The 25,029-nt window shown below is 66.5% G+C and carries 19 protein-coding genes; 8 read left to right on the forward strand and 11 right to left on the reverse strand.

All coding sequences use genetic code 11. The annotated features are described in order from the left end of the window. The first annotated feature begins 51 nt into the window (after positions 1–51). The 3 genes from AC5RTE_RS03580 to AC5RTE_RS03590 all read left to right on the forward strand — a co-directional run bounded on the left by AC5RTE_RS03580 (position 52) and on the right by AC5RTE_RS03590 (position 4,983). Positions 52–3,267, forward strand: coding sequence for an efflux RND transporter permease subunit (locus AC5RTE_RS03580; protein ID WP_494040000.1), 3,216 nt, complete (start codon positions 52–54; stop codon positions 3,265–3,267). Positions 3,268–3,403: 136 nt separating this feature from the next. Beyond that, positions 3,404–4,513: an LLM class flavin-dependent oxidoreductase gene (locus AC5RTE_RS03585; RefSeq protein WP_494040001.1), complete on the forward strand. Its 1,110-nt coding sequence runs from the start codon at positions 3,404–3,406 to the stop codon at positions 4,511–4,513. Beyond that, complete coding sequence (locus AC5RTE_RS03590) at positions 4,513–4,983, forward strand: MarR family winged helix-turn-helix transcriptional regulator (RefSeq protein WP_494040002.1); 471 nt, start codon at positions 4,513–4,515, stop codon at positions 4,981–4,983. Before AC5RTE_RS03585 ends, AC5RTE_RS03590 begins: the two co-directional genes overlap by 1 nt. A 75-nt stretch (positions 4,984–5,058) precedes the next feature. Here AC5RTE_RS03590 and AC5RTE_RS03595 read toward each other — a convergent pair whose 3' ends face one another. Both AC5RTE_RS03595 and AC5RTE_RS03600 read right to left on the reverse strand, forming a co-directional pair. After that, positions 5,059–5,865, reverse strand: coding sequence for a transglutaminase-like domain-containing protein (locus AC5RTE_RS03595; RefSeq protein WP_494040003.1), 807 nt, complete (start codon positions 5,863–5,865; stop codon positions 5,059–5,061). Positions 5,866–5,938: 73 nt separating this feature from the next. After that, positions 5,939–6,724: a hypothetical protein gene (locus AC5RTE_RS03600; protein ID WP_494040004.1), complete on the reverse strand. Its 786-nt coding sequence runs from the start codon at positions 6,722–6,724 to the stop codon at positions 5,939–5,941. A gap of 130 nt (positions 6,725–6,854) precedes the next feature. On the opposite strand from AC5RTE_RS03600, the gene AC5RTE_RS03605 reads away from it, so the two are divergent. Next, entirely contained in the window at positions 6,855–7,514 is a 660-nt protein-coding gene (locus tag AC5RTE_RS03605; RefSeq protein ID WP_494040005.1) for a DUF1684 domain-containing protein, read from the forward strand. 25 nt (positions 7,515–7,539) lie between these two features. Here the strand turns inward: AC5RTE_RS03605 and AC5RTE_RS03610 are convergent, their stop codons facing one another. The 5 genes from AC5RTE_RS03610 to AC5RTE_RS03630 are packed head-to-tail and all read right to left on the reverse strand — an operon-like array spanning position 7,540 to position 13,379. Then, positions 7,540–8,694 (reverse strand): cysteine desulfurase family protein, encoded by a 1,155-nt coding sequence (locus AC5RTE_RS03610; protein WP_494040006.1) that lies wholly within the window; start codon positions 8,692–8,694, stop codon positions 7,540–7,542. 6 nt (positions 8,695–8,700) lie between these two features. After that, positions 8,701–9,618, reverse strand: coding sequence for a carboxylating nicotinate-nucleotide diphosphorylase (gene nadC, locus AC5RTE_RS03615; protein WP_494040007.1), 918 nt, complete (start codon positions 9,616–9,618; stop codon positions 8,701–8,703). Continuing rightward, the gene (gene nadB / locus AC5RTE_RS03620; RefSeq protein WP_494040008.1) at positions 9,611–11,329 is read right to left on the reverse strand and encodes an L-aspartate oxidase; all 1,719 of its coding nucleotides are present in this window, start codon (positions 11,327–11,329) and stop codon (positions 9,611–9,613) included. Before nadB ends, nadC begins: the two co-directional genes overlap by 8 nt. A gap of 35 nt (positions 11,330–11,364) precedes the next feature. Beyond that, positions 11,365–12,672, reverse strand: coding sequence for a quinolinate synthase NadA (nadA, locus tag AC5RTE_RS03625; RefSeq protein WP_494040009.1), 1,308 nt, complete (start codon positions 12,670–12,672; stop codon positions 11,365–11,367). After that, positions 12,669–13,379, reverse strand: coding sequence for an NUDIX hydrolase (locus AC5RTE_RS03630; protein ID WP_494040010.1), 711 nt, complete (start codon positions 13,377–13,379; stop codon positions 12,669–12,671). The genes nadA and AC5RTE_RS03630 overlap by 4 nt, the downstream gene beginning before the upstream one ends. Before the next feature lie 239 nt (positions 13,380–13,618). Here AC5RTE_RS03630 and AC5RTE_RS03635 point away from each other — a divergent pair, with 239 nt between their 5' ends. From AC5RTE_RS03635 to AC5RTE_RS03645, 3 genes are all read left to right on the forward strand, one after another. Continuing rightward, positions 13,619–14,995 (forward strand): amino acid permease, encoded by a 1,377-nt coding sequence (locus AC5RTE_RS03635; RefSeq protein WP_494040011.1) that lies wholly within the window; start codon positions 13,619–13,621, stop codon positions 14,993–14,995. Between the two features lie 180 nt (positions 14,996–15,175). Beyond that, the gene (locus AC5RTE_RS03640; RefSeq protein ID WP_494040012.1) at positions 15,176–16,003 is read left to right on the forward strand and encodes an alpha/beta fold hydrolase; all 828 of its coding nucleotides are present in this window, start codon (positions 15,176–15,178) and stop codon (positions 16,001–16,003) included. Between the two features lie 84 nt (positions 16,004–16,087). After that, positions 16,088–16,735, forward strand: a complete 648-nt coding sequence (locus AC5RTE_RS03645; protein ID WP_494040151.1) for a phosphoribosyltransferase — start codon at positions 16,088–16,090, stop codon at positions 16,733–16,735. A 141-nt stretch (positions 16,736–16,876) separates the two neighbouring features. On the opposite strand, the gene AC5RTE_RS03650 is transcribed toward AC5RTE_RS03645, so the two are convergent. Beyond that, a complete protein-coding gene (locus AC5RTE_RS03650) occupies positions 16,877–18,208 on the reverse strand; it encodes an MFS transporter (protein WP_494040013.1) in 1,332 nt (443 codons plus the stop codon). Between the two features lie 281 nt (positions 18,209–18,489). Here AC5RTE_RS03650 and AC5RTE_RS03655 point away from each other — a divergent pair, with 281 nt between their 5' ends. Next, positions 18,490–19,224 (forward strand): IclR family transcriptional regulator, encoded by a 735-nt coding sequence (locus tag AC5RTE_RS03655; RefSeq protein ID WP_494040014.1) that lies wholly within the window; start codon positions 18,490–18,492, stop codon positions 19,222–19,224. Positions 19,225–19,249: 25 nt separating this feature from the next. On the opposite strand, the gene AC5RTE_RS03660 is transcribed toward AC5RTE_RS03655, so the two are convergent. From AC5RTE_RS03660 to AC5RTE_RS03670, 3 genes are all read right to left on the reverse strand, one after another. Then, positions 19,250–20,581: an MFS transporter gene (locus AC5RTE_RS03660; RefSeq protein WP_494040015.1), complete on the reverse strand. Its 1,332-nt coding sequence runs from the start codon at positions 20,579–20,581 to the stop codon at positions 19,250–19,252. Positions 20,582–20,671: 90 nt separating this feature from the next. Beyond that, positions 20,672–23,743 (reverse strand): AAA family ATPase, encoded by a 3,072-nt coding sequence (locus AC5RTE_RS03665; RefSeq protein ID WP_494040016.1) that lies wholly within the window; start codon positions 23,741–23,743, stop codon positions 20,672–20,674. Further along, a complete protein-coding gene (locus AC5RTE_RS03670) occupies positions 23,740–24,930 on the reverse strand; it encodes an exonuclease SbcCD subunit D (RefSeq protein ID WP_494040017.1) in 1,191 nt (396 codons plus the stop codon). The genes AC5RTE_RS03665 and AC5RTE_RS03670 overlap by 4 nt, the downstream gene beginning before the upstream one ends. Positions 24,931–25,029: the final 99 nt, after the last annotated feature.

Raw genomic sequence — 25,029 nt, forward strand, 5'->3', positions numbered from 1 at the left:
CGGCCTCCGGCACGCAACAGTTTTGTTAGAACCCCACAGGAGACCAATTCGATGTTCCGGCTGGCACAACTGTCCCTTGCAAACCGGGCATTGATCGCACTGGTCACCGTTTTCGCTTCCGTGTTCGGCGTGATCACCATGTCGTCACTGAAGCAGGAGCTCATCCCGTCGATTGAGTTCCCCCAGATCACGGTGCTGACCGCCATGCCCGGGGCTTCCCCGGAGGTAGTGGACAAGCAGGTCAGCGGGCCATTGGAGACAGCGCTGAACGGCGTGGAGGGGCTGGAATCCACCTCCTCCACGTCGCGCAACGGCGTTTCGCAGATCACCATGGTCTTTACCTACGGCTCCAACCTGGATCGCGCCCGCAACCAGATCGACCGGGCCATCTCCAACGCCAAGCGTTCACTGCCCGAGGACGTACAGCCGCAGGCCTTTGCCGGCAGCATCAACGACTTCCCCATCGTGTTCCTGGCGGTGTCCTCGGATAAATCGCTCAGCGAACTGAACGCGGACCTCCAGCGGCTGAGCGTGCCGCGGCTGCAGAAGATCGACGGCGTCCGGGGTGCCGACGTGACCGGCGGCGCCACGCAGCACATCGCGATCCTTCCCCGCCCCGACGCCATGGCTTCCGCCGGCGCCACCATCACCTCCATTCGCGATGCACTGGGCAACAACGGCTCCCTGGTTCCGGCGGGCACCCTCGAGGAGCAGGGGAAAACCCTGTCCCTTCAGATCGGCAGCCCGGTCGACTCCCTGGACGCCATCAAGGCGCTCCCCCTCGCCGGGGCGAAAAACGCGGCCACCATCGGCACCGTGGCCGACGTTTCCCTCCAGGACGACGAACGAACATCCATCACGCGGACCAACGGTGAAGAAACCCTCGCCGTCTCGGTCACCAAAAAGCCCGAAGGCGACACTGTAGGCATCTCGCATGCCGTCCGGGACACCCTGGACGAACTTGAGGCCGAGCTGGGATCGAACGCGAAGTTCACGCCGGTATTTGACCAGGCACCCTTCATCGAAAAATCCATCAAGGACCTCACCACTGAGGGCCTGCTGGGACTGGGGTTCGCCGTCGCGGTCATCCTGGTCTTCCTGATGTCAGCGCGCTCCACGCTGGTAACGGCCGTATCCATCCCGCTCTCGCTCCTGATCACGTTCATCGGCCTGTCCGCCACCCGGTACTCGCTGAACATCCTCACCCTTGGCGCGCTGACCATTGCCATCGGCCGGGTGGTTGACGACTCCATCGTGGTCATCGAAAACATCAAGCGGCACCTCAGCTACGGCGAAGACAAGATCACCGCCATCCTGACCGCCATCAGGGAAGTAGCCGGCGCCATCACGGCATCCACCCTCACCACGGTGGCCGTTTTCCTCCCCATCGCTTTTGTGGGCGAACTGGCCGGTGAGCTGTTCAGGCCCTTCGCCCTCACGGTCACCATGGCCCTGCTGGCCTCCCTGCTGGTCTCCCTGACAATAGTTCCGGTGCTTGCTTACTGGTTCCTGCGCAATCCGGTTCCCAGCCGGGACAGGGCCGCCGGGCAGGATGCAGCCGCCGCCCGGGCCAAGGCACTTGAAGCAGAACAGCGCAGCAGGCTGCAGCGCGGATACCTGCCCATCCTTTCCAAAACCCAGAAGCATCCGGTGACCACCCTCGTTGCCGCCGCCCTGGTCCTGGGTGCAACCGCTGCCATGACGCCGCTGCTGGCCACGAACCTGCTGGGCAATTCGGGCCAGAACAGCCTGACCGTCCGGCAGGTGCTTCCTGCCGGCACCAGCCTGGCGGACACAAGTGCTGCAGCCATCCGCCTTGAGGAGGTCCTTCGCGGGATCGACGGCGTCCGCGACATCCAGCTGACGTCCGGCAATGCCCAGGCAGGCTTTGCCGCGCTCACCTCAACCGGCTCCTCCAACTCCACCTTCACAGTGGTGACGGATGAAAAGGCAGACCAGGAGCAACTGCAGGAGACGGTGCGGAACGAACTGGCAAAGGTTCCCGATTCGGGAAAGGTTTCCGTGGGCACCCAGCAGGGCGGCTTCGGAACCTCGTCCACTGTGGACATCACTATCAAGGCCGCCAGCACGGAGGACCTCCGGACGGCAAGCGACACCATGGTCGAGGCCATGACCGGCGTACCGGGCACCAGTGAAGTGGCCACCAACCTTGCCGCCAGCCAGCCGGTGGTACAGGTGAAAGTGGACAGGGCGAAAGCCGTGGCCGCTGGGCTCAACGAAGAACAGGTGGCCGGGGTCCTCGCTTCGGCCATCAGCCCCATCCCCGCCGGAACGGTGAGGATCGACACCGACGACTTCCCGGTGCAGATCGGCCAGGGCACCAGGTTCACAAGCATTGAGGCCGTCCGCCAAATCCCCCTGCCGGCCACCGGCGGGCCGGTCCCGCTGGGCAGCATTGCCTCGGTGGAGCAGCTGGACGTGCCGGTATCCATCACCGCGAGCAACGGCCAGCGCACCGCGCGCGTCTCGGTGACGCCGTCGGAATCCAATCTCGGGGCGGTCAACGCGGAAGTCCAGAAACGACTTGACGGAGTGCAGCTGCCGGCCGGAGTCACTGCCGAACTCGGCGGTGCCACCACCCAGCAGCAGGAATCCTTCCAGCAACTGGGGCTCGCCCTGCTGGCCGCGATCGCTATCGTCTATGTGATCATGGTGGCCACCTTCAAGTCACTGATCCAGCCGTTGATCCTGCTGGTCTCGGTGCCGTTCGCGGCCACGGGCGCCGTGGCCCTGCTCCTGGTAACGGGGGTTCCGCTGGGGCTGCCCTCCCTGATCGGCATGCTGATGCTGGTGGGGATCGTGGTCACCAACGCCATTGTGCTGATCGACCTCATCAACCAGTACCGGCAGCCCCGCGACGGGCGCCCGGGCATGAACGTGGCAGACGCCATCACGCACGGCGCCCGCCAGCGGCTTCGCCCTATCCTGATGACCGCTCTGGCCACCGTTTTTGCCCTCACCCCCATGGCGCTGGGCCTCACCGGCGGCGGGGGCTTCATCTCGCAGCCCCTGGCAGTGGTGGTCATAGGCGGCCTTACGTCCTCGACCGCCCTGACCCTGGTCCTGGTACCTGTGCTGTACCGCCTCGTGGAGGGCCGCCGGGAAAGGAAGGCACTGCTCCGGGAACTGCAGGAACGCCCGGAGTTTGGCCCCGCTGCTGACGTGGACGAAGAGTTCCGTGACTGGACCACCGGCATCGTCCCCAAGGTCAGCGGACGCCGCGCTGCCCCCGAAAGCCCCGAGTAGCCCCAAGCAGCCCCGGTAAGGCAGCAGCGGAATATTCTCCGGCCGGGAGCGTTGTATCCGGCGATAGATGCAAATGCATCTACATTGGCCTATACTGGAAGCAAGCCAGCAAGCCTCAGCAACGGAAAGGCACATCATGCAGATCGGTGTTTTCAGCGTCAGCGACATCACTCCGGACCCCACCACGGGCCGGATCCCCACCGAGAACGAGCGCATCAAGGCCTCCGTCGCCATCGCCAAAAAGGTTGAGGAAATCGGGATGGATGTCTACGCCCTCGGCGAGCACCACAACCGGCCCTTCTTCTCCTCCTCCCCCACCACCACCCTCGCCTACATCGCGGCGCAAACTGAGCGCATCACCCTTTCCACGGCCACCACGTTGATCACCACCAATGATCCGGTGAAGATCGCCGAGGACTTTGCGATGCTCCAGCACCTCGCCGACGGCCGGGTCGATCTGGTCCTCGGCCGCGGCAACACGGCTCCCGTCTACCCATGGTTTGGCAAGAACATCCAGGACGGCGTCGAGCTTGCCATCGAGAACTACAGCCTGTTGCGCAAGCTGTGGGACGAGGACACCGTGAACTGGTCAGGCAAGTTCCGCACCCCGCTGCAGAACTTCACGTCCACCCCCCGTCCTCTCGACGGCGTCGCCCCCTTCGTGTGGCACGGCTCCATCCGCACGCCGCAGATCGCCGAAGTGGCCGCCTACTTCGGCGACGGCTTCTTCGCCAACAACATCTTTTGGCCCAAGGAGCACTACCAGCAGCTGATCGGCCTCTACCGTGAGCGCTACGAGCACTACGGCCACGGCACGGCAGACCAGGCGATTGTGGGCCTGGGCGGCCAGTTCTTCATGCGCAGGAATTCCCAGGACGCCGTCAAAGAGTTCCGCCCCTACTTCGACAACGCTCCCGTGTACGGGCACGGGCCTTCTTTGGAGGACTTCGCCTCGCAGACGCCGCTGACCGTCGGCAGCCCGCAGGAAGTCATCGAGAAAACGCTGACCTTCCGGGAGTACTTCGGCGACTACCAGCGGCAGCTGTTCCTGATCGACCACGCGGGCCTGCCGCTGAAAACCGTACTCGAGCAGCTGGACTTGTTCGGCGAAGAAGTCCTGCCCGTCCTGCGCAAGGAATACGCGGCCCGCAAGCCGGCCCACGTTCCCGAACCGCCCACCCACGCCGGCCGGGTCGCTGCGCTGCTCGCAGCCCAGTCCGCTGAAAAGTCCGCCGCGGACGCGTGATGGCCGGCAAGGATACCGAGTCCCCGGTCCGCCTCGCCGCGGAAACGTGGGAGTCGCTGTTCCGGGCCCAGGTGGCGGTGATGCGTAAGCTGCAGTCAGGGCCGGCCTTCCGGAGGCTCGCCGTGAACGAGTACGACGTACTCTTCACGCTCTCGCGCTGCCCGACGGGGTGGCTGCGGCTCAACGAGCTCAACGACAACGTGCTGCTGAGCCAATCGAGCCTCAGCAGGTTGGTGGAGCGGCTGGAAAAACGCGGGCTTGTAGCCCGGATGCCGGCCCCCGAGGACGGCCGGGGCGTGCTCCTGCAGCTGACGGACGCGGGCCGGGAACTGCAAAAGGAAATTGGGCGCGAGCACGTCCGGGACATTTCCACCCTGATGGGCCCGGCCCTGACGCCGGCTGAACAGAAGGAACTGCGGCGGCTCACGGAAAAGCTCCGCAGCTCACTCGGTCCCCGGCCGCTCCGCTAGCCATCCGGCCGCCGTCGCCGGAAACAGCCGGCGCAAGTCCTGCACCGGTCAGGAGCCTGGCCGGGCAGGGCCCGGCTAGGCCAGTTCCACCAGCCGGGCTGGGTCCTCCACGGGCAGGTCACCGTTGACAACAGCGGTGACCTGGAGCTGGTTGAGGATAAGGCTTCCTCCGACGGTGGACAGGAAAGCTGTGTCGGCAGAATCGCGGCCGGCCGTGATGCGCAGCATCGATTCCCGCGGCGCCAGACCGGTGGGATCAATGACGTGCCAGGCCCCTTCCACATAGGCCTCAGCCACTGCATGGAAATCCATCGGGCTCAGTCCCGGGGCGTAGACCGCGGCGAGCCTCGCCGGAATGTCCCTGGACCTGAGCAGCGCGATGGCCAGGTGGGCAAAATCCCGGCACACTCCACGCCGGCTGAGAAGTGTTTCAACTGCACCGTCAGTGCCCCGGGAGGATCCGCTGAGGTAGCGCAGCTCACCGTTGACCCAGTTCCTGACAGCGTGCAGCAATCCGCCGCCGTGGACCCCTTCGAACTCCGCGTAGGCCGTAGGCAGGAGCCGGTCCGATTCAGCGTAGCGGCTGGGCCGGACGTACCGGATCCTGTCGGCGAGTTCCGATTCCTCAGGCTCCGCCTTTCCGCCCACGGTGGCAGCATATTCCACCGTTACCTCGGCCGGCTCGGCAAACTCCATGTAGTGGAACCTGCCCCCGTGGTGGTCCAATACTTCGGTCAGGGGAACCTGCTGTCCCCCGGCCGTCACGGACAGGGACTCCTCGAAGGAGGAATAGCCGCTGTTCCGCGCTGCGGCGATGGCCATGGCCACCTTGGTGTTGGCTACGGTCTTGAAGACCAGTCGTGCGGAAACACTGCGTTCCATTGCTCTCCGGGGGTGTCGGCGGCGGAAGAAAAGTCTCCGCTCTGCCTGGCGCATCGTGGGGCCGGGAACGGGACTAGTTTTTGATCTTCAGCGACATTAGCATCCGTTGGACGTTCGCGAATTCAGTTCCCTCCGAGGCGTACCGCGCAGCCTGGTCCAGGGTGTCGAAGGCCTTGGCGGGGGCAACCTTCTCATCCGGGGTGAAGGCCTTCACGGAGACCACATCACCAAAGGACAAGTCACCCTTCCCGGCCGGACCACGGACGACGTTGCGGAGCTCGCACGCCTGCCCGCCACCGCCGCCCATAACGTTGGTGATGCCATAGGAACCGAAGTATCGGTACCCCTGGATCACCCGGAAAACCACCCTCGGCGGTATGGTTCCTTCCCCGCCGGCGGCGGGCAACTCCAGCGGGAGGCTGCTGATCACCGAATAGGGCCGCTTCGAGGCGTCAGCGCATTCGGCGGACGACGGCGGCAGTCCTGTCCGCAGCGCTGCCAGGAAAGTTCCGTCCGGCTTTTTCACCTCGACTTTGAGCGCTCCGGGCAGGGTTCCCTCGTCCGGCTGGACGGACTGTGCGATCCAGTCCTGCGGGAGATCGAAGCTGACGGTCTTGCCGGCATCCGAGAAGGTCTTCCAGGCTGCCGCAGTGGCAACAGCCTCTGGGCCTGCGGTGGGGGTCGCGCCGGCGCCCGGCGTTGCTGCTGCGGAGGCATCTGCTGATGCAGGAGCAGTGCTTCCGGCTTCTGAAGGGCCCGGCTGCGCTGTCCAGCCCGGACCGCTGCCTGGCGGAGTTGAACACCCTGCCAGGAGGATGGCCGATGCCAGCAGGACGGCCATGGATGCCTTGCCTTTCATGCAGCCAGCGTAACGGCGCCTGCCGGCCCGGCGGTGATTCCGGCGGCGTTTCTGCCGAAATCACTGCCTGCGCGCCCGTCCGGCTGCCGCCCTCGGACGGTATGCTGCGGCCGGGGGCTAGGCTGGGCATATGGAAGAGCACCAGGGCGAAGCCGAGGAAAACCGGACTGATATTTCCGCCGTCGAGACCGCTGACTGGCGGCTGAGGACGTTTGCCATGTACCACAACGTCCGCAAGCTTGCCATCGAGAGTCCGGCGGAAGCGCATTCCTACTGGCGCCACCAGCGCGACCTGATGTTCGCCACGCACCCGGCCTCTCCCTTGACCACGGCGGATAAGGCGCACTTCTCCGGGCTGAAGACGGCGGACTATGATCCGATTTACCGGTTCCACGTTCCGCTGACCCCGGAGGGCGCGGGCAGGGAGATTAGCGTGGAGACGGGTACCGACGGCGCTGTCCGCTTCGTTCGCCTGGGCACCTTCGACCTGCCGGAAGTAGGCCAGCTGGCGGTCTGGAAGCTGCAAGGATACGGCGGCGGTATCTTTGTGCCGTTCCGGGACGCCACTGCAGGCCAGCCGGGCGGCAGCTGCGGGGCGGGACGGTATTTGCTGGACACCATCAAGGGTGCGTACCACGGGGTCTACGGCACCGGCCGGGACGCCCCGTTCGTGCTCGATTTCAACTTTGCCTACAACCCGTCCTGCGCCTACAACGAGGTTTGGGCCTGCCCGCTGGCTGGACCGTCCAACCGGTTGGCCGTGGAGATACCGGTAGGCGAACTCTACTAAGAGGAGCACCCTGTGAGCTCCGGCGCTAGGCCCCCAGTGCCCTGACCCGGCCGACGGCGTCAAGCACCAAACCGGACGCCGCTTCCAGGTCCGCTTCCGTCACCGCTGCACCGAAACTGAACCGGACGGCCGTCTGGGCAACTTCCGGGGGAAGTCCCAATGCCGTGAGCACGGGCGACGGCGCATCGGAACCCGCCGCGCAGGCTGACCCGCTGGAGCAGACAACGCCCCGGCGTTCGAGTTCAAGCAGCACCGATTCCCCGCTGGTTCCGGGAAAGCAGAAGGACGCCACAGAGGGCAGCCGCTCGACGGGATGCCCGGTGAGGATGGACCCCGGAACACCGGTGAGCACAGCGCTGATGAACCTGTCCCGCAAGGCCGCCACCCGGCGTCGTTCTTCCGCCTGGCTGGCCTGTGCCAGGGTGAGGGCGGTGGCCAGGCCCACCGCCCCGGCCACGTTTTCGGTCCCGGATCTCCGGCCGCGTTCCTGCCCGCCGCCGTGAATTAGCGGCTCCATCCTGGTGCGTCCGCGGACATACAGCACGCCGCAGCCTTTGGGTGCGCCGAGCTTGTGGCCGGAAATACTCATCGCATCAACCCCGAGCGCCTTGGTGTTCAGCGGCAGCCATCCGGCCGCCTGCACGGCATCTGTGTGGAACGGTATGCCGAGGGCGCGGGCCAAGGCGCCCAGTTCAGCGACGGGCTGTACCGTTCCCATCTCATTGTTGGCGTACATGACGCTGGCGAGGGCAGTTTCCGGCCGAAGCGCGGCCCTGAACGCCGCCGGCGTAACCCGGCCCTGCCCGTCAACGGGAACCACATCAACCACGAAGCCGTGGAAGCGCTCCAGGTACCGGGCCGACTCCTCCACTGCGGGATGTTCGACGGCGCTGACCACCACCCGGTTCAGCTGCGGGTCCGCCGCCTGCCGGGCCAGGGCGATGCCTTTGACAGCAAGGTTGTCAGCTTCGGTTCCCCCGGAAGTGAAGGTCACTTCGCCGGGCCGGCAACCCAGGACCGCCGCCACGGACCGCCGGGCACCCGCGAGCGCACCTGCAGCAGCCTCACCCAGGGTGTGATGGCTTGAGGGATTGCCGAACTCACCGGTCAGGTACGGCCACATCGCGTCCAGCACCTCGCGGCGGACCGGGGTGGTGGCGGCGGTGTCAAGGAAGATCATGGGCAGTCACCTGAGGACCAGTTCGACGTCCAGCCCAAGGTCAAGGGCCGCCACGGTGTGGGTCAGGGCACCAACGGAAATAACGTCGACTCCCGCAGCTGCAATCCCTGCCACGGTGCCCAGGTTCACGTTCCCGCTGGCCTCCACCTGCGCACGCCCCGCTACCAGAGCCACACCGGCCCTCAGCTCCTCCACAGTGAAGTTGTCCAGCATGATGGTGTCCACGCCGGCCGCCAGGACGGGCTCAATCTGGTCCATGCGGTCCACTTCCACCTCAAAGTGCGTGGTGTGCCCCAACTGCGCTTTGGCGGCCGTGAGGAGCCCGGTGAGCCGGGCGGGGTCGCCCCCGGTCATCACGGCGAGGTGGTTGTCCTTGGCCAGTACGGCGTCCGAGAGGCTGTACCGGTGGTTGGCGCCGCCCCCGCACCGCACAGCGTACCGCTCCAGGATCCGCAGGCCCGGCGTGGTCTTGCGGGTGTCGGTGATCCGGGCGGACGTGCCTTCGGTCAGCTGGACAAACTCGGCCGTCCTCGTGGCGATGGCTGACATGCGCTGCACCAGGTTGAGGGCCACGCGTTCGGCGAGCAGTACGGACCTGGCACGGCCGCTGACCCGCGCAAGGCTGCTGCCGGCATCGAACGTTTCCCCGTCCCCGACCAGCAGCTGAACTTCGGTGCCGGGATCCACCAGCAGCATGGCGTCGCGGAACACCGTGGCGCCGCTAAGGACCCCGGGCACGCGCGCGCTCAGCACTGCGGTGGCATGGGCTTCGGCGGGGATCAGGAGCTGGGAGGTGATGTCACCCGCCGGGGCGTCTTCGGCGAAGGCGCGCTGCAGGATTTCCCGTACGGGCGCCGGCGGCAGCGTCAGGTCCAGGCGCCGGCCGTTGGCAGCCGCCGCTGTCATCACGGAGTTTTCAGTCATGGACAAGGCTCGCTTTCGGGCGTGTTGGGGAGGTTCCTTCAATATCGTCTGGGATGCCGGCAGCATCAGTTGGGCTGTCGCTGCGGTAGTGCGCCCCCAGTGAGTCCAGGCGCTTCTGCGCGGCGGCCACCAGGAACTGCGCGGCGAGCAGCAGGTTCCGGTCCTCATGTTCTTCAACGTCCGCGCCGGCAGGAACGGATTCGGGACGGACGACGGCGGCCCACCCGTTAAGGGCCTCCGCCGCCTCCTGCAGCAACACGCCCTGACGAAGTACCCCGGCTTTGGCAGTCATCAGCCGGCGAAGGGCATCCCGCGAAAACGGGATGCCCGCGGCCTCGGGCGTGGCGCACGTTTCCGCCGCGCCGGCCTCCGGAGGGACAGCCTGAGGCCACACCCGGCCGGAGCCCCTGGAGAGGAAGGCATCAACGGCGCGGCGGCCGAAAACGAGGCCCTCAAGGAGGGAGTTGCTGGCCAGCCGGTTAGCCCCTTGTACACCTGTGCAGGCGACTTCCCCCGCCGCGTAAAGACCAGGGACACTGGTCCTGGCGTGCAGGTCGGTGGCCACTCCGCCCATCCAGTAATGCGCCGCAGGAGCCACGGGGACCAGCTCCCGTGTCCAGTCGATGCCGGCGTCGAGTGTCCGCTGCGTGAGGGTGGGGAAGCGCTTTGCCAGGAATCCCTTGCCTTTTCCGGACTCAATGACGCGGGCATCGAGGTAGACGTGGCCGGCGGGGTCCCCGAGCTTGGCCAGGTGCAGGGCGATGCTGCGGGACACCACATCCCGTGGGGCAAGTTCGGCGTCCGGATGGTACAGACGCATGAAGCGCTTCCCGTTGCCGTCGACGAGTACGGCCCCTTCGCCACGGACTGCTTCGGAAATGAGCAGCGGATCGTGGTCAAGGCTGGCTGTGGCCGGGGTATTGGGGGACTGGGTGTTGGGACCCTGGGCGCCGGAAACGAGGCAGGTGGGGTGGAACTGGAAAAACTCAAGGTCGGCCACTGCAGCGCCGGCCCGGACGGCGAGCGCCAGGCCGTCTGCAGTGGCCACGCCGGGATTTGTGGTGCTGCCGAAAAGCTGGCCTGCTCCCCCGGTTGCCAGCAGGACCGCGTCACCGTACACCGCGACCGTGGGGCCGTCCTGAAGGAACTCCACCCCGGTGACTGTGCCGTTATCTTGCAGGAGCCGTGTTGCATGGGCAAAAGGTACAACCGTCAGGATCCCGGCAGCTTGTCGGCTCAGCACTGCCTCGATCAGCGCCGCGGCAACTTTCGCTCCTGTGGCGTCGCCGCCGGCGTGCAGGATGCGGGGCGCGGAATGGGCTGCTTCGAGCCCCAGGGCCGGGCCGCCGTCGGCCTCTGCGTCGAACTGGACGCCGAAACGCTGCAGTCCGGCGATGTCGCGGCGCGCTTCAGTACACATCAGCCGGACGGCCTCTTCATTACAATGCCCGGCCCCGGCACGGAGGGTATCGGCGATGTGGTCTTCCACGGTGTCCCCAGTAGCGGGCACGTCCAGCACGGCGGAAATGCCGCCCTGGGCATACCAGGTGTTGCTTGCGCGCAGCTGCCCCTTGCTCAGAAGCACGGCTTCCGCACCGGAATCCGCTGCCAGCAGGGCAGCGTACAGCCCGGTGATGCCACTGCCGACGACGATCAGCCGCGGACGCGCCTGCGTGCTGCGGCCGGGCACCCCGTCAGGTCCGGACAGCATTCGGCCCCCTGGAGGGGCCTGGGTGGGAAGCCGGGTCATGAGGGCCTGGCCGCGAGCATGCGTTCGAGTGCCGTCCTGGCGTGATCCTGCACCGAGTCCGCCACGGTGATCCTGTTGACAACGCGCCCGGCGACAAGTTCTTCAAGGACCCACGCAAGATAGCCGGGGTGGATCCGGTACATGGTGGAGCAGGGGCAGATGACGGGGTCAAGGCAGAAGATGGTGTGCTGCGGGTACTCGGCTGCAAGCCGGTTCACCATGTTGATTTCGGTGCCGATCGCGAAGGTGGTGGGCTCCGTGGCCGCGGCAATGGCCTTTTGGATGAAGTCGGTGGAACCTGCGGAATCGGCGGCGTCCACTACCTCCATGGGGCACTCGGGGTGAACGATCACCTGGATTCCGGGAAAGTCGGCCCGGGCCTTCTCGATCTGGCCTACGTTGAAGCGCTTGTGGACAGAGCAGAACCCGTGCCACAGGATGACCCTGGCATCGAGCAGGGCCTGTTCGTCGTTGCCGCCCAGGTCCCTGCGCGGGTTCCACATGGGCATCTGCTCCAGGGGCACGCCCAGTGCCTTGGCGGTGTTGCGGCCCAGGTGCTGGTCCGGAAAGAAGAGCACGCGCTGGGCCCGCTGGAACGCCCATTCGAGGACCGTCCTGGCGTTGGAGGAGGTGCAGACGATGCCGCCGCGCTCACCGCAGAAGGCCTTCAGGGCTGCGGAGGAGTTCATGTAGGTGACCGGTATGACCGGGACCCTTCCTTCGGCGTCGGGCTCGGTGCCGTAAATCTCTTCGAGCTGCTCCCAGCACTCGGCCACGGAGTCTGCGTCGGCCATGTCCGCCATGGAGCAGCCGGCTGCGAGGTTGGGCAGGATGACGGCCTGTTCCGGCGCGGAGAGGATGTCGGCGGTTTCGGCCATGAAGTGGACGCCGCAGAACACAATTGCCTCCGCGTCAGGCCGGGTGAGGGCCGCGTTGGCCAGCTGGAAGGAGTCACCTACGAAGTCGGCGTACTGAATGACTTCATCACGCTGGTAGAAGTGCCCCAGGATGACGGCCCTGTTCCCCAGCGCGGCCTTGGCTGCCAGGATCCTTTCGCCCAGTTCGGCGTCGCCGGCGAGCTTGTACTCTTCGGGCAACTGACCCTGGCGCGGGGTGGCAGCAGGGGCAATGTCCGCGCTGGAGGCGCCGGGGCCATAGGCGGGAATGCCGGTCAGCGCCTCGGCGAGGTCGTAGTCCCACGGCCCCTTGGCGAGGGCGGGGCTGCACGTGCCGCCCTGCGCGGTTGTGCCCTTTTCGGCCTGTTCGCGCGTGATCAGCTGGATTGCTGTGTTGACGCTGCTCATGGTGTGCTCCTGTTGTCTGGGTCAAGGCCGGGACGGCCGGTGAAGCGGTAGAGGCGGGGCGGGCGGTGCTTGCCGCCCTGGAGGTACTCGCCGGTTTCTTCTATGTCCGGAGTTGATTTCAGTTGCCTGCGGAAGTTGGCAGGGTCCAGCTGCCTGTCCAGCACTGCTTCGTAAACCTCCCGGACCTGGGCGAGGGTGAAGTACTCCCCCAGCAGGTGGTATGCCACGGAACCGTAGGCCAGCTTGTTGCGCAGCCGCCAGAGCGCGTAGTCCACGATTGCGTTGTGGTCGAAGGCGAGTTCACCCAGCCGGTCCGCCCGGAACCACCGGACGTTTTCCGACTCGTCCGCGAGCGCGGCTTCGGTGGGCTGGACCAGGGCCCAGTAGACGATCGAAACCACCCGCTGGGTGGGTGAGCGGTGCAGTCCGCCAAAGGCGTACAGCTGCTCGAGATAGCTCGGAGCGAGGCCAGTGGTCTCCACCAGGTTCCGGGAGGCGGCGTCCTGCAGGGACTCGGAGTGGCTCAGGGGCCCGCCCGGCAGCGCCCACAATCCCTTGAACGGCTCACGGATCCGGCGGACCAGGGGCAGCCACAACGTGGGCCGTCCCGACGCTTCGCTGGGTCGCAGCGCGAAGATGACGGTGGAGATGGCCAGTGATGGAGGGGCTGCCCGGCGCTCGGAGACGTTCGCAGAGCTCGAATACATGTGCCACCGCCCTTTTCGCCTGCGGTCGCTTTCCGTAAGCCCCGCCTAGTTATGGTCACTTTGACCAAAACTAATTCTAGGGGCAAGAGTGGTTCAGATGCGAATGTTTCAATGAGCTCCCCTTGGTTCACCTGTTCAGGGACGTTAGCCCCGACTACGCCCTGCGGAGCCGGAGGCGGTAAATTCGATAGGTCCCACGAGGAGCCATCATCCACACCCCAAGAAGGTCCAGCATCAAAATGACGATGAAGTCCGCAGAAGTTCATCAGCAAGGCCATCTGGGCCATGCCATGAAACCGCGCCAGCTCACCATGATGGGACTGGGCAGCGCCATCGGCGCCGGCCTGTTCCTCGGATCGGGGGCCGGCGTGCAGGCGGCCGGCCCCGCAGTGCTCATCTCCTACCTGGTGGCGGGCACGCTGATCATCCTGGTGATGTGGGCGCTGGGTGAAATGGCCGCGGCCAGTCCAAACAGCGGGGCCTTCTCCGTGTATGCCGAGCGGGCACTGGGAAAGACGGCGGGCGCCACCATCGGCTGGCTCTGGTGGCTGCAGCTGGTGGTGGTGATCGCAGCCGAGGCATTGGGAGCCGCCGGGCTTCTCTTTACGGTGTGGCCGGTGCTTCCGGTGTGGGCGCTGGCACTGATCTTTATGGTCGTCTTCACGGCCATCAACCTCACGGGCGTACGGAACTTCGGCGAGTTCGAGTTTTGGTTCGCCATCCTCAAGGTCGCCGCAATCGTATTGTTCCTGGTGGTGGGCGCAGCCCTGCTGCTGGGCCTGCTGCCCGCGGTGGCGTCCCCCGGGCTGGCCAACCTGACGGCAGATTTTGCCCCCGCCGGACTTGGCGGAATTGCTTCCGCCCTCTTTGTGGTGATCTTCGCCTTCGGCGGCACCGAAATCGTGTCCGTGGCGGCGGCAGAGACCGAAGATCCGGAGCACAGCGTGGGCAAGGCCATCAGGACCGTGGTGTGGCGCATCCTGGTTTTCTACATCGGCTCAGTCTTTGTGATCGCCGCTGTCCTGCCGGCAACCTCGGAGAGCCTGGCGTCACCGTTCGCCGGCGTCCTGGACGCAGCCCGGATCCCGGGTGCCGCAACGGCCATCACCCTGGTGGCCGTCGTCGCGCTTCTTTCAGCGCTGAACGCCAACCTTTACGGTGCCTCACGGATGGTCTATTCCCTGGCCGAGCGGGCCGAAGCCCCGCGGTTCCTCACCCGCCTGAGCGGCGCCAGCGTTCCCATGCTGGCTGTCGGGGTGTCCGTGGCGTTCGGCTTCGTGGCCACGGTCCTGGAACTGCTGTTCCCGGAGCGGATCCTTCCTGCCCTGTTCCAGCTGGTGGGATCCACCTGCCTGGTGGTGTGGGGCAGCGCACTGGTCTCGCAGCTGGTCCTGCGGCGCCGTGCAGACCGGGAAGGCACGGCACTGCCCCTGCGGATGAAGGGTTTCCCGGCCCTGACCATCGTGGGGCTCGTCCTGCTGGGCCTGATCTTCGCCGTAGGCTTCAGCGCCGAGAGCAGCCGCATCCAGCTCTTCAGCACCATCGGCCTCATTGCGGGAATCGCTGTTGCCTGTGCTGCAGCTGCCCGCTTCACCACCAGAAACCGTCCCAACTAGAGTTCGCTTCAGGTGCCGGAATGACCTTCCCGAAAGGCACCTGGCGCTGCTCGACTGCGCCGGGGTGCGTGCACCGCCAGCGTAGATTTACCGGCCCGGCAGGCAGGTAGAGTAGTCCCGAAATACGAGCTTCCGACGCGCCGGGTCCGCCCCGCGCCGTAGTTGATGAGGACTGACACCATGAGCGGCAGGCACACCGGCGAGCAGCACGCGCACACAGTGGAGGGTACGGACCCCCAGTTGTACGTGAAGGTGCATGATCCTGCCGTGGATGCCGGGCTACGGCCCGTCCTGCTGCTGCACGGCTTCTCGTCTTCCAGCAAGCTCAATTGGGAGGACACCGGCTGGGTGGCTGCCCTGCTCGATGCCGGCCGCCGGGTCATCACCGTGGACCTGCCGGGCCACGGCCGCAGCGGAGCCCCGGAGGATCGGGATTCCTACTCCCCCAGCAGGATCCGGGCGGACCTGCTCCAGGTAGCGTTCGACGCCGGCGCGCGCCCCGTGCAGGACGGTGACCCTTCCAGCGGACTGGACATCGTGGGTTACTCCCTCGGCTCCCGACTCGCCTGGGAGTTCGGAGCCACGCAGCCGGAGCTCGTGCATCGGCTGGTGCTGGGCGGGCCTAACATTGCGGATCCCCTCGCGGCCTTCGACCTCGTGGCAGCCCAGGACTATCTCGCGGACGGGACTCCCATCAGTGACGAATCCACTGCGCGGCTGCTGAAAATGGCGCTGCTGCTACCCAGCAACAACATTTTTGCGCTGCTGTCTTTGGTGGAAGCCATCAAAGCCGAACCCTATGACCCTGCCGAGGCAGTGCCGCACGTGCCCATGCTCCTGGTGGCCGGCGACAAGGACGAACGCGCCCCCAGCCTGCCGCAGTTGGCCGGACTCGCCCGCCACGCCGGGGCGATGGTGGAAGTGGTTTTGCTGCCGGGCCGGAATCACACCAACGCCATCACCAGCCGGGCCTTCAAGCAGGCAGCCATCGCTTTCCTCGCGGTCTAATCCGCCCTGGCCCCGGCGGCCGCCGGCTCCTGCCCTCCCCGGCGGTAGGCTGAAGGAAGGGCTGGCATGAGCCGGGAGGGAAATATGCTGACGCGCTTTGAAGACCGCACCGAGGCCGGCGAGAAGCTGGCCGCCGTACTCGCACAGTTCCGTGAGCAGCCCGGCACCGTGGTCCTCGGCCTTGCCCGGGGCGGCATCCCGGTAGCGGCTTCGGCCGCCAAGGCCCTCTACCTCCCGCTGGGAGCTGTCCTGGTGCGCAAGCTGGGCATCCCGGGACACCAGGAGACTGCCTACGGGGCTTTGGCGTGGGCACGGGGACGGACCGTCCGCCTGCTCAACAAGCCGCTGGTGGACCGGGTACTGGAGCATGGAGTGCGCCAGGAACTGCTGGACGAGGTGGAACAGCGGGAACGCGCTGAACTGGCCCGCCGCGTCCACCTCTATCCGGGGATAGACCACGACCTCTCCGGGAAAACTGTCCTGCTGATCGACGACGGCCTGGCGACCGGGGCCACCATGCGCGCCGCCGTCGAGGCTGTCCGCGAGGGTGGAGCGGCAACGGTTGTGGCCGCCGCCCCTGTGGGTTCAATCGAAGCCGAGGCCTCTGTGGAGCGGGTATGCGACGCCGTCCTGTGCCTGCACCTGCCGGGCAAATTCCGGGCCGTCGGCAGCTTCTACCGGCACTTCGAACAGCTCACGGACAGTGACGCCATCAGTTTCCTGAAGCAGTAACAGCGCTTCCTGGTCCGGCCGCTGATACGACGGCGGGCCCGGACCGGTTGGTCCGGGCCCGCCGTTGATTTGAACAGTGGGTTGGCCCACGCCGTCAGGGTTCCCCCGCCGAGCGTAGCGAGGCCAGGGGGACGGTTGGGGTCAGTGGTGGCTGACGCCCAGCGGACGGCCCTTGGTCTCCTTGGCCAGCAGCACACCGATGGCCGAGATGACGCAGAGGACCATGATGTAGATACCGATGGACCCGGCCCACTTGGTGGTCTGCAGCAGGGTTTCGGCGATGGTGGCGGCGAAGGCGCCGCCGAGGATGGCCCCGAACGCGTAGCCGATGGAGATGCCGGAGTACCGGACGTTGGCCGGGAACATCTCGGCGTACATGGCGGACATGGGCCCGTACGACAGGCCGAGGCCGATGGTGAGGACAAACAGCGCTATGCCGTAGAGCCAGATGTTCCTGGTGTCGATGAGGGCGAACATGGGAATCATCCAGGCGAAGATGATCGCGTAACCGGCGAGGAAGGTCTTGACCCGGCCGATGCGGTCCGAGAGCCAACCGCCGGCCAGCGTGAAGATCAGCCAGCCGAACGATGCCAGGGTGGTGGCCAGCAACACCTGGGGCGTGGGCATCTGCAGCGTCCTGGTGGCGTACGCGATGAAGAAGGCGATCAGCAGGTAGCCGGCTGCGTTGTTACCGATGAAAATCAGGGTGGAGTACAGGACCGGCCTCTTGTGGTTGCGGACCAGGACCCCCAGTGGTGCCTTGCTTTCCTGCTTCCGAGCCGCCATTTCCTGGAAGACGGGGCTTTCAGCGACGGCGCGGCGGATCAGGTAGCCCACCACGATAAGGACGATGGAGAGCAGGAACGGAACCCGCCAGCCCCAGGCTGCAAAGTCCTCCCGGGACATGTTGCTGTTCAGGAAGAACAGGAGGCCGGTAGCCAGGATCATGCCGATCGGCACACCGATTTGCGGGTAGGCGCCAAACAGGCCGCGTTTGTTCAGGGGCGCGTGCTCCACGGCCATCAGCGCCGCGCCGCCCCATTCGCCTCCGGCCGAGAAGCCCTGGACGATGCGCAGGGCGATCAGGAGGATCGGCGCCCAGGCGCCTATCTGTGCATAGGTGGGCAGCATGCCGATCAGGGCGGTGGCCGCGCCCATCATCACCAGGGTGAAGACGAGCATGGCCTTGCGGCCCAGGCGGTCGCCGAGGTGGCCGGCCACTACTGCGCCCAGGGGGCGGAAGAGGAAACTGATGCCGATCAGGGCAAAGGAGAGGATTTGCGCCAGGCCGGGGTTCGACGCATTCAGGGGCGCCAGGAACAGGGGTGACAGCAGCGTTGCGGTCAATTGGGCGAAGATGAAGAAGTCGTACCACTCGATGGTGGTGCCGACCAGGGTGCCGGCAAGGACTTTACGCTCCTCCCGCCGGGTGCTGGGACCGGCGAGCGTATCCACCTTGGAAGGTGTGGTCATTGAAACTCCATTGTTTTATTGGCAGCGGGCTGCCGGGACGCCTTCAGGATTACCGACAGAACGGTCAGTTAGTTGAAAGAGTACTACGAAAGTGTGAGGTGCGACACGCATCAGCACAATTAAGGCTGGTTGCGTCCGGGGCTTCGTGCCACAGGTCAGCTGGACCGCTTTGTTCGCTGGTTCTATATTTGAACCGGCAATTCGTTATGCGGATGAGGCCACGGATCCGGCCGCCGGTTAGAGCCGCCGCAGCGGTACCAGAGCGACCTAGGATGGACACCATGACCCCCACCGCCGCAGTCACGGCTGGAGCAGCGCCCGCGCAGGCTTCGCCTTCCCAGACACTTTCGCGCGGCATCCGGGCCCTCGAGATCCTTGCGGCGGCGCCGGGCCCGATGACCATCGCCGAACTCGCCGATGCCATGGGAGTGCACCGTTCCGTGGCCTACCGCATCCTGCGAACGCTCGAGGACCATTCACTCCTGGTGCGCGACGACGCCGGACGGGTCCAGCCCGGGCCAGGACTTGCCGTGCTGGCCCGAAGCGTTTCCCGGAACCTCCAGGGGGCTGCGCTTCCCGAACTGACGCACCTCGCCAACACCTTGGACATGACGGCGTTCGTGGCATTGTGGGACCACCACGACTGCATCACCCTGGTCACCGTGGAGCCGCGGCATTCGGGCGCGACCGTCGCCCAGCATCCCGGCACCCGGCACCCCATCAATGCCGGGGCGCCCGGGATTGCCATCCAGTCAGCGCTCACCGAAGCTGAATGGGACCGGCTGGAGACGGGCGTCCCCTACCGGCCGGAAGCTGCCGATGCCCGGCGGACCGGATACTCCGCCAGCCATGACGAGGTCATTGCCGGAGTCTCCTCGCTGGCCGCGCCCATCCGCGTCCCGGCAGGGCGCCCGGCAGCACTCGCCGTCGTCTACATCCGCTCTGCCCACGACCCTTCGGCAGTGGGTGCGGCGCTGGTGGAGAGCGCCGCCAGGATCGAACGGCAGCTGGCCTGAGAACTGCGCCGGTTCTCGGCTCCAGTCAGCGGCGCGCGCTCCTGCGGTGAAGTACGACGGCGGCCCCGGCTCCCAGGAGTGCGAGCGCCGTTGCCGCGCAGGCGGGAACCAGGAAGGCAGCACCGTAGCCGTGGTCCTGCGCCAGCCGGCCGCCCAGTGATGAGCCAATGGCGGTGCCGGCCACAATACCGCTGGCCAACGCGGTCATCACCGTTCCTAAGCGTCCACCAGGGGCCAGCACCCCTCCGACAGCGAAGACGGTAACCATGACCGGGCCCACCGGGATACCCAGGATAAGCAGCACCGCCACCATTCCACCCAGCGACGACGGCGCCAGCAGGAGCACGGCGAGTCCGGCCATCAACGCCGCGGACACCACCCATCGCCAAGAGAGGCTGAACCGCTGTGGCCAATAGGCCACTGAGAGGGCAGAGGCGGCGGAGCTGAGCCCCATCGCTGCATACAGCAACCCGGCAATCTCCGACGTGGCATGGCTGGCCGCGAACGGGCTCAGCGCTGCCTGGGTTGAGCCGAAGAACGTGCCCATGCACACCATCGCAACCACTGGCAGGGCAACAGCGGCAGGCATCCTGCCTTTCGCACGGCGTTCCGCTGCCGGAACTGCACGGCGAGCCGGCACCGTTGCGTGCGTGTGGTGGGCAGCAAACGCGGGAACCAGCGTGATGGTCAGGGCGGCTGCCAGCGCGAGCGGCAGCCAGGGTGCCACGAGGCTGGCAAGGATTCCCACGAGCGCCGGTCCCAGCACAAAAGTTACTTCGTCGGCCGTGCTCTCGTACGAGAGCGCCGTGTCCAGGTCCCGCCTGTTATCCGGCGCCTTGCCCCGTGACGTCAGCGCCATCCACCGGACCCGGGCCAGCGGGCCTACCTGCGGGCAGCTTGCCCCTGAGAGGAACGAGGCGGCCAGGACGGCGGCCGGGAAACTTCCCGACGTTCCCATGGCAGAGGCTGCAAGGATCAGCAGCACCACGGCGGCTGTATTGAAGACGGCTGCCCACAGCAGTACGGGACGTTGGCCCCGCCTGTCCGCAAGGGAGCCCAGGACCGGAGCCCCGAGGGCCGAACCGACGCCCACCGCACCTGCCGCAGTACCGCCAAGCGCATAGGAACCGCTGCTGGAGGTGACCAGGGTCAGGGTGCCCACTGTAAGCATGGCCAATGGCAGGCGGGCCAGTAGACCCAGGGGAATGAAGCCGCGGCCGGCAAGTTGGGGAAGCCGGGCGAAACGGCCGCCGGGAGCAGGCTGAGGCGGGCTCTGGGCGGCAGATGCAGATTCCGGCACGGGAACCGAAGGCGGCGCCGAAGCCGGGGCGGGTGAGAGGGAACTGGATGATGTCATTTCCGGGCTCGTTCAATCATGCGCATCGTCCCTCCTCCCGATGCGCCGAACCCGGTAACGGTTCAAGTATATCCGCCCCTCCCAGCCTCCCTAGGCCGGGACGTCGAGGGCGTCTGCTATCCGCAGGGTGGATCCGTTCCTGGTCTTCAACACCTGCAGCTGCGTTCCGATGCGCTGCTTCATCTCCCCGACATGGCTGACAAGCCCCACTACCCTGCCCCCGTCCCGCAGGCCCTCCAGGGCATCCATCACCTGCTCCAGGGATTGTTCATCCAGGCTGCCGAACCCCTCATCAACAAAAAGCGTTTCAATTTCGACCCCGCCCGCCTCCTGCTGGACGACGTCTGCGAGCCCGAGTGCCAGGGAGAGTGACGCCATAAATGATTCACCGCCGGACAAGGTGGAGGTGTCCCGGCGGTGCCCGGTCCACTGATCCACCACTTCAAGGCCGAGTCCGGACTTTGCACCGCGCGCCGCCTTCGCGTCGGTGTGCTGCAGGAGGTAGCGGCCGTCGCTCATGGCAACGAGCCGTTCAGAGGCCGCCAGGGCAACCTGCTCCAACCGCGCCGCCAGCACGTAGCTGTTCAGGCTCATCCGGTACGTGTTGTCCCCCCGGCCGGCTGCCGCATCGGCCAGGGCGGTGAGCATGCGTGCCCGCTCCGCCGGCCCCCGCGCTGAGCCGGACAGCTCCTCGTAGTCGGCACGGATGGAGCCGAGGGACTCAAGGCAGCGTCCCGCCAGCCCGGCTGCCAGGTCCGCGTCACGTGCGTCCTTGCGGGCAGCTGCGGCCCCGGCCTCCAAAACGGCGAGTTGCTGCTTGTCCGGTACAAGTCCGGCAGCCGCTTCCTCGAGGGCGAGCACAACGTCCTCGGATGCGAACAGTTCCGCCACCCTTGCTGCTTCATCCTGCGCAGAGCGCATCTCGGCCTCCACGGCAGCAGCTTCACTGCCGGTCAGCAGATGTTCCCGGGCCTCGTCAGCGGTGGCAAACCCGGCGTCCGGCAACGCCTGCTCCAACTGTTCCAGCGCCTCAGCGGCCTGGGCTTTGGCGCTGACGAACCCCGCCTGGGCGTCGACGGCTTTGCCGAGCATACCGGCGGCGTTTTCCAGGGCACGCAACCGGTGGGCAAGGCTGCGGTGGCCTGCCCTCAGCCCGGCCAAGGCCTCGTCGAGCAGCGACGACTGTTCAGCCGTGTCCTGTAGTGAAGTCGCGATCTGGGCCAATTCCGCCTCGGTGCCCGCCCGCGAGGACTGGGCAGCTGCAATGCCCGCTTCGAGTGCTTCAAGCCGCAACCGGGCCGCGGCCAGCTCCCCGACCGCCTGTTCGGAGTCGGCGGCAGCCCGTCGCGCTTCTTCGGCTGTGCCCGCTGCCTCTTCCCGGGGAGTTTCCCCGCCTTGGCCGGCGAGGACGGCTACCAGCTGGTTTGCCTCGGCCAGCCTGTGGCCGGCTGAGGCGTACGCGGCTTCAGCGGCTTCATACAGCTGGTGGGCTGCTTCCTCATCCTGGGCAAGCCGGGAGCCGCCGCCATCCACGGGCGCCGGCATGGGGTGGTGAGGGCTTCCGCACACCGGGCACTGTTCCCCCTCCACCAGCTTGGCCGCGAGTTCGGAGGCGGCGTTCGCCAGCCGCTTTTCCCTGACGTCAAGCCAGCGCCGTTTGGTCTCCAGCTGGTCCTCCCGGGCAGCATCGTGTGCAAGGACCGCCGCGTTCCGGGAGGACGCTGCCGCAGCGTACTGCCGGACCACGTCGAGCAGTTCCTCGGCCGCCGTTGCTTCCTTCGCACGCAGGGCCGCCGCTCCCGCACGCACCTCCAAGGGCCCCAGGCTGTCGGTGAGGCGTGACCGTTCACTGAGGAGGCTCTCCACCCGGCCGGCCAGCGCGGCAGCAGCCCCGGTGAGGTCCTCCTGTTTGGCCATCAGCTGCTTGTGCCTGGAGCGGAGCGCTTTAAGACGGTCCTCGTCTGGAATTCTCGCTTCCACCACCGCGAGCAGGGACCGGATCCGGTTCAGTTCGTCCGCGGCGCCGGGGAATGTGTCCGGCTCGGCCAGATCCGGCCCCTCGGCTGCCGGGAAGCCGAAGTCCAGCTGGGCAAGTTCGGGGTCTTCCTCGGCGGCGAGGCGAAGCAAAGTAGATGCCGATTCCAGTGCGGCGGCGGCGCGCCTGACCTTGACGGCACCGGCGTCGACATTGCGCAGCTGTCCGGCCAGTACCTCCGCCTGGCGGTGCCGGCCAAGCCGGTTAATTACCTCTTCCAGCCTCGGCAGCGCTTCCTGCACGCCGGCCTGCCGTGTGGTTGCTTCCGCCAGCCTGCGGTGCCGGTCCCGGCGGGCGGTCTCCGCTTCAACGCAGTTGTCACGCTCGCGGCTGACCGAGTCCGCAGCCTTGGCCTGGTGCGTCAATTCGCGCACGCGTTCGGCCGCAGCCTCCTCCAGCCAGGCGAGCCGTGCAGCACTGTTGTCAGGGGCCGGGCCTTCGTCTGCCAGGTGCAGGGTTGCCGCTTCCGACTCTGCCCGGGCCGCCAACAGCTCAAGCTGGCCGGACAGGACCGAGACATCTTCTTTCGCTGCCTGCGCCTGGCGGGACAGCTCCTGCTCGACTGCTTCGAACCGCTGGGTGCCAAAGAGTTTCTGCAGCAGCTCGAGCCGGTCTGTGGCCTTTGACCGCAGGAACGCTGCGAAATCCCCCTGGGGCAGCATCACCACGCGGGTAAATTGTTCCCGGTCCATTCCCAGCAGGGCGAGTATCTCCGCGCCTGCCTCGTCATTGCGGGCAGACTTTTCAATCCACGCCCCGTCCACGCGCTCCCGCAGGAGGGTCTTTGCCTGCTGCGTGGTGAACCCGTTCCTGCCCCTGGCGCTGGGCTTCTCCCAGGCGGGCGAACGCGTGACCTCGTAGCGACGGCCCTGTGCGGAGAACTCACAGCTGACGGCAGGTTCGTGGCCCGGCTCGGCGTGGTCGCTGCGCAGGCGTTTGCCGTCCTGGCGCGCTCCCGGTACCGAGCCGTACAAGGCGTAACAGATGGCGTCCAGCACACTTGTTTTGCCCGCACCGGTGGGGCCGTTCAGCAGGAAAAGGCCATGGGCGCTGAGCGCGTCGAAATCGATGTCCTCGGTGCCGGCAAAGGGGCCGAATGCCGAAATACTGAGGTGGTGGATCCTCATCGGGAGGCCTCCTGCAGGCGTACGTTTTCCAGTACTCCCGCGAGCGCGGCTTTCTCTGCCTCGTCCGGGGTGCGGCCGCGGACGTGCTCGAGGAAACCGCAGCACACGGCTAGGTCATCGGGCGCTTCGGCAAGCCTGCTGCTGTAGGTTGCTGCGGAGGCGGAAGCTCCGTCCTCGGGATCAAATCCCAGCACCAGAGTGTCCGGGAAGCGCGAACGAAGGCGGTCCATGGCACGGGCGGGACGTTGCGCATCTGTCAGGGTGACCTGGCAGTAGGCGCTTTCAGCCCACGCGTGTTCGGGCGACTCGAGCAGGTCAGCCAGGGAGCCGCGCAGTACGGCCAGGGTCCGCGGGGCATCCCACAGGACTTCCTCAACACGGGCCAGCCCTTCCGGCCCCATGTCTACCAGCCAGGCGCCCTTTTGATGGGAGGCCTCGGAGAAGGAGTACGCCAGGGGCGATCCCGAATACCTGACCTGGGGAGAAAGAGCCTGCCGCCCGTGAAGGTGGCCCAGGGCGGTGTAGCTGAAGCCGTCAAAGAGGTCCAGGGGAACCGCGCCCACGCCGCCGATGCTGAGATCGCGTTCGCTGTCCGAGCTGATCCCACCGCTGGCAAAGGTGTGGGCGAGGACCACAGAGTGGACTGTTGCCGACTCTGAACGGCGCGCGATGTCCTGCCGGAGCAGTTCCGTTGCCGCGCGGGTAACTTCAAAGTGGCTGGCAGCCTGGGCGCCGAGCTGTTCGGCCACGAGCCGCGGCTCGAGCCAGGGTATGCCGTAGATTGCCACGACGGCTTCACCCGTAGAGGTTCCCCCGCCAGCGGTTGCGCCTGCAGGGAGCAGCAGGGGCTGGTCCAGGCTCTCCAGCCTGGTCCGCAGGTGCACTCCGCCCCGCTCCAGCAACCGGGAGGCGAACCCCAGCCTGATGGCTGAGTCATGGTTGCCGCTGGTGAGCACCACCTGGGCTCCTGCCGCCGTCAGCCTTACCAGGGCGTCGTCCAGCAGGTGGACCACATCCACACCCGGAAGGGCGCGGTCGTAGACGTCCCCGGCGATAAGCACAACATCTACGGCTTTCCGGGTGACGGTGTCCACCAGCTGGTCAACAAAGGCGCGCTGAGCATCCAGCATGCCGACGCCGTGGAAGGACCGGCCCAGATGCCAATCCGATGTGTGAAGTAACCTCATGTTTCTAAGCTATCGGCTGCCACTGACACTTCCGGACACACCGCAGCTGCCACCATCACCGGCGTTTGTCCGGCTGCAGTGCGTCGTGAGGGGCCGGGA

This window comes from Arthrobacter sp. K41, assembly GCF_059089645.1.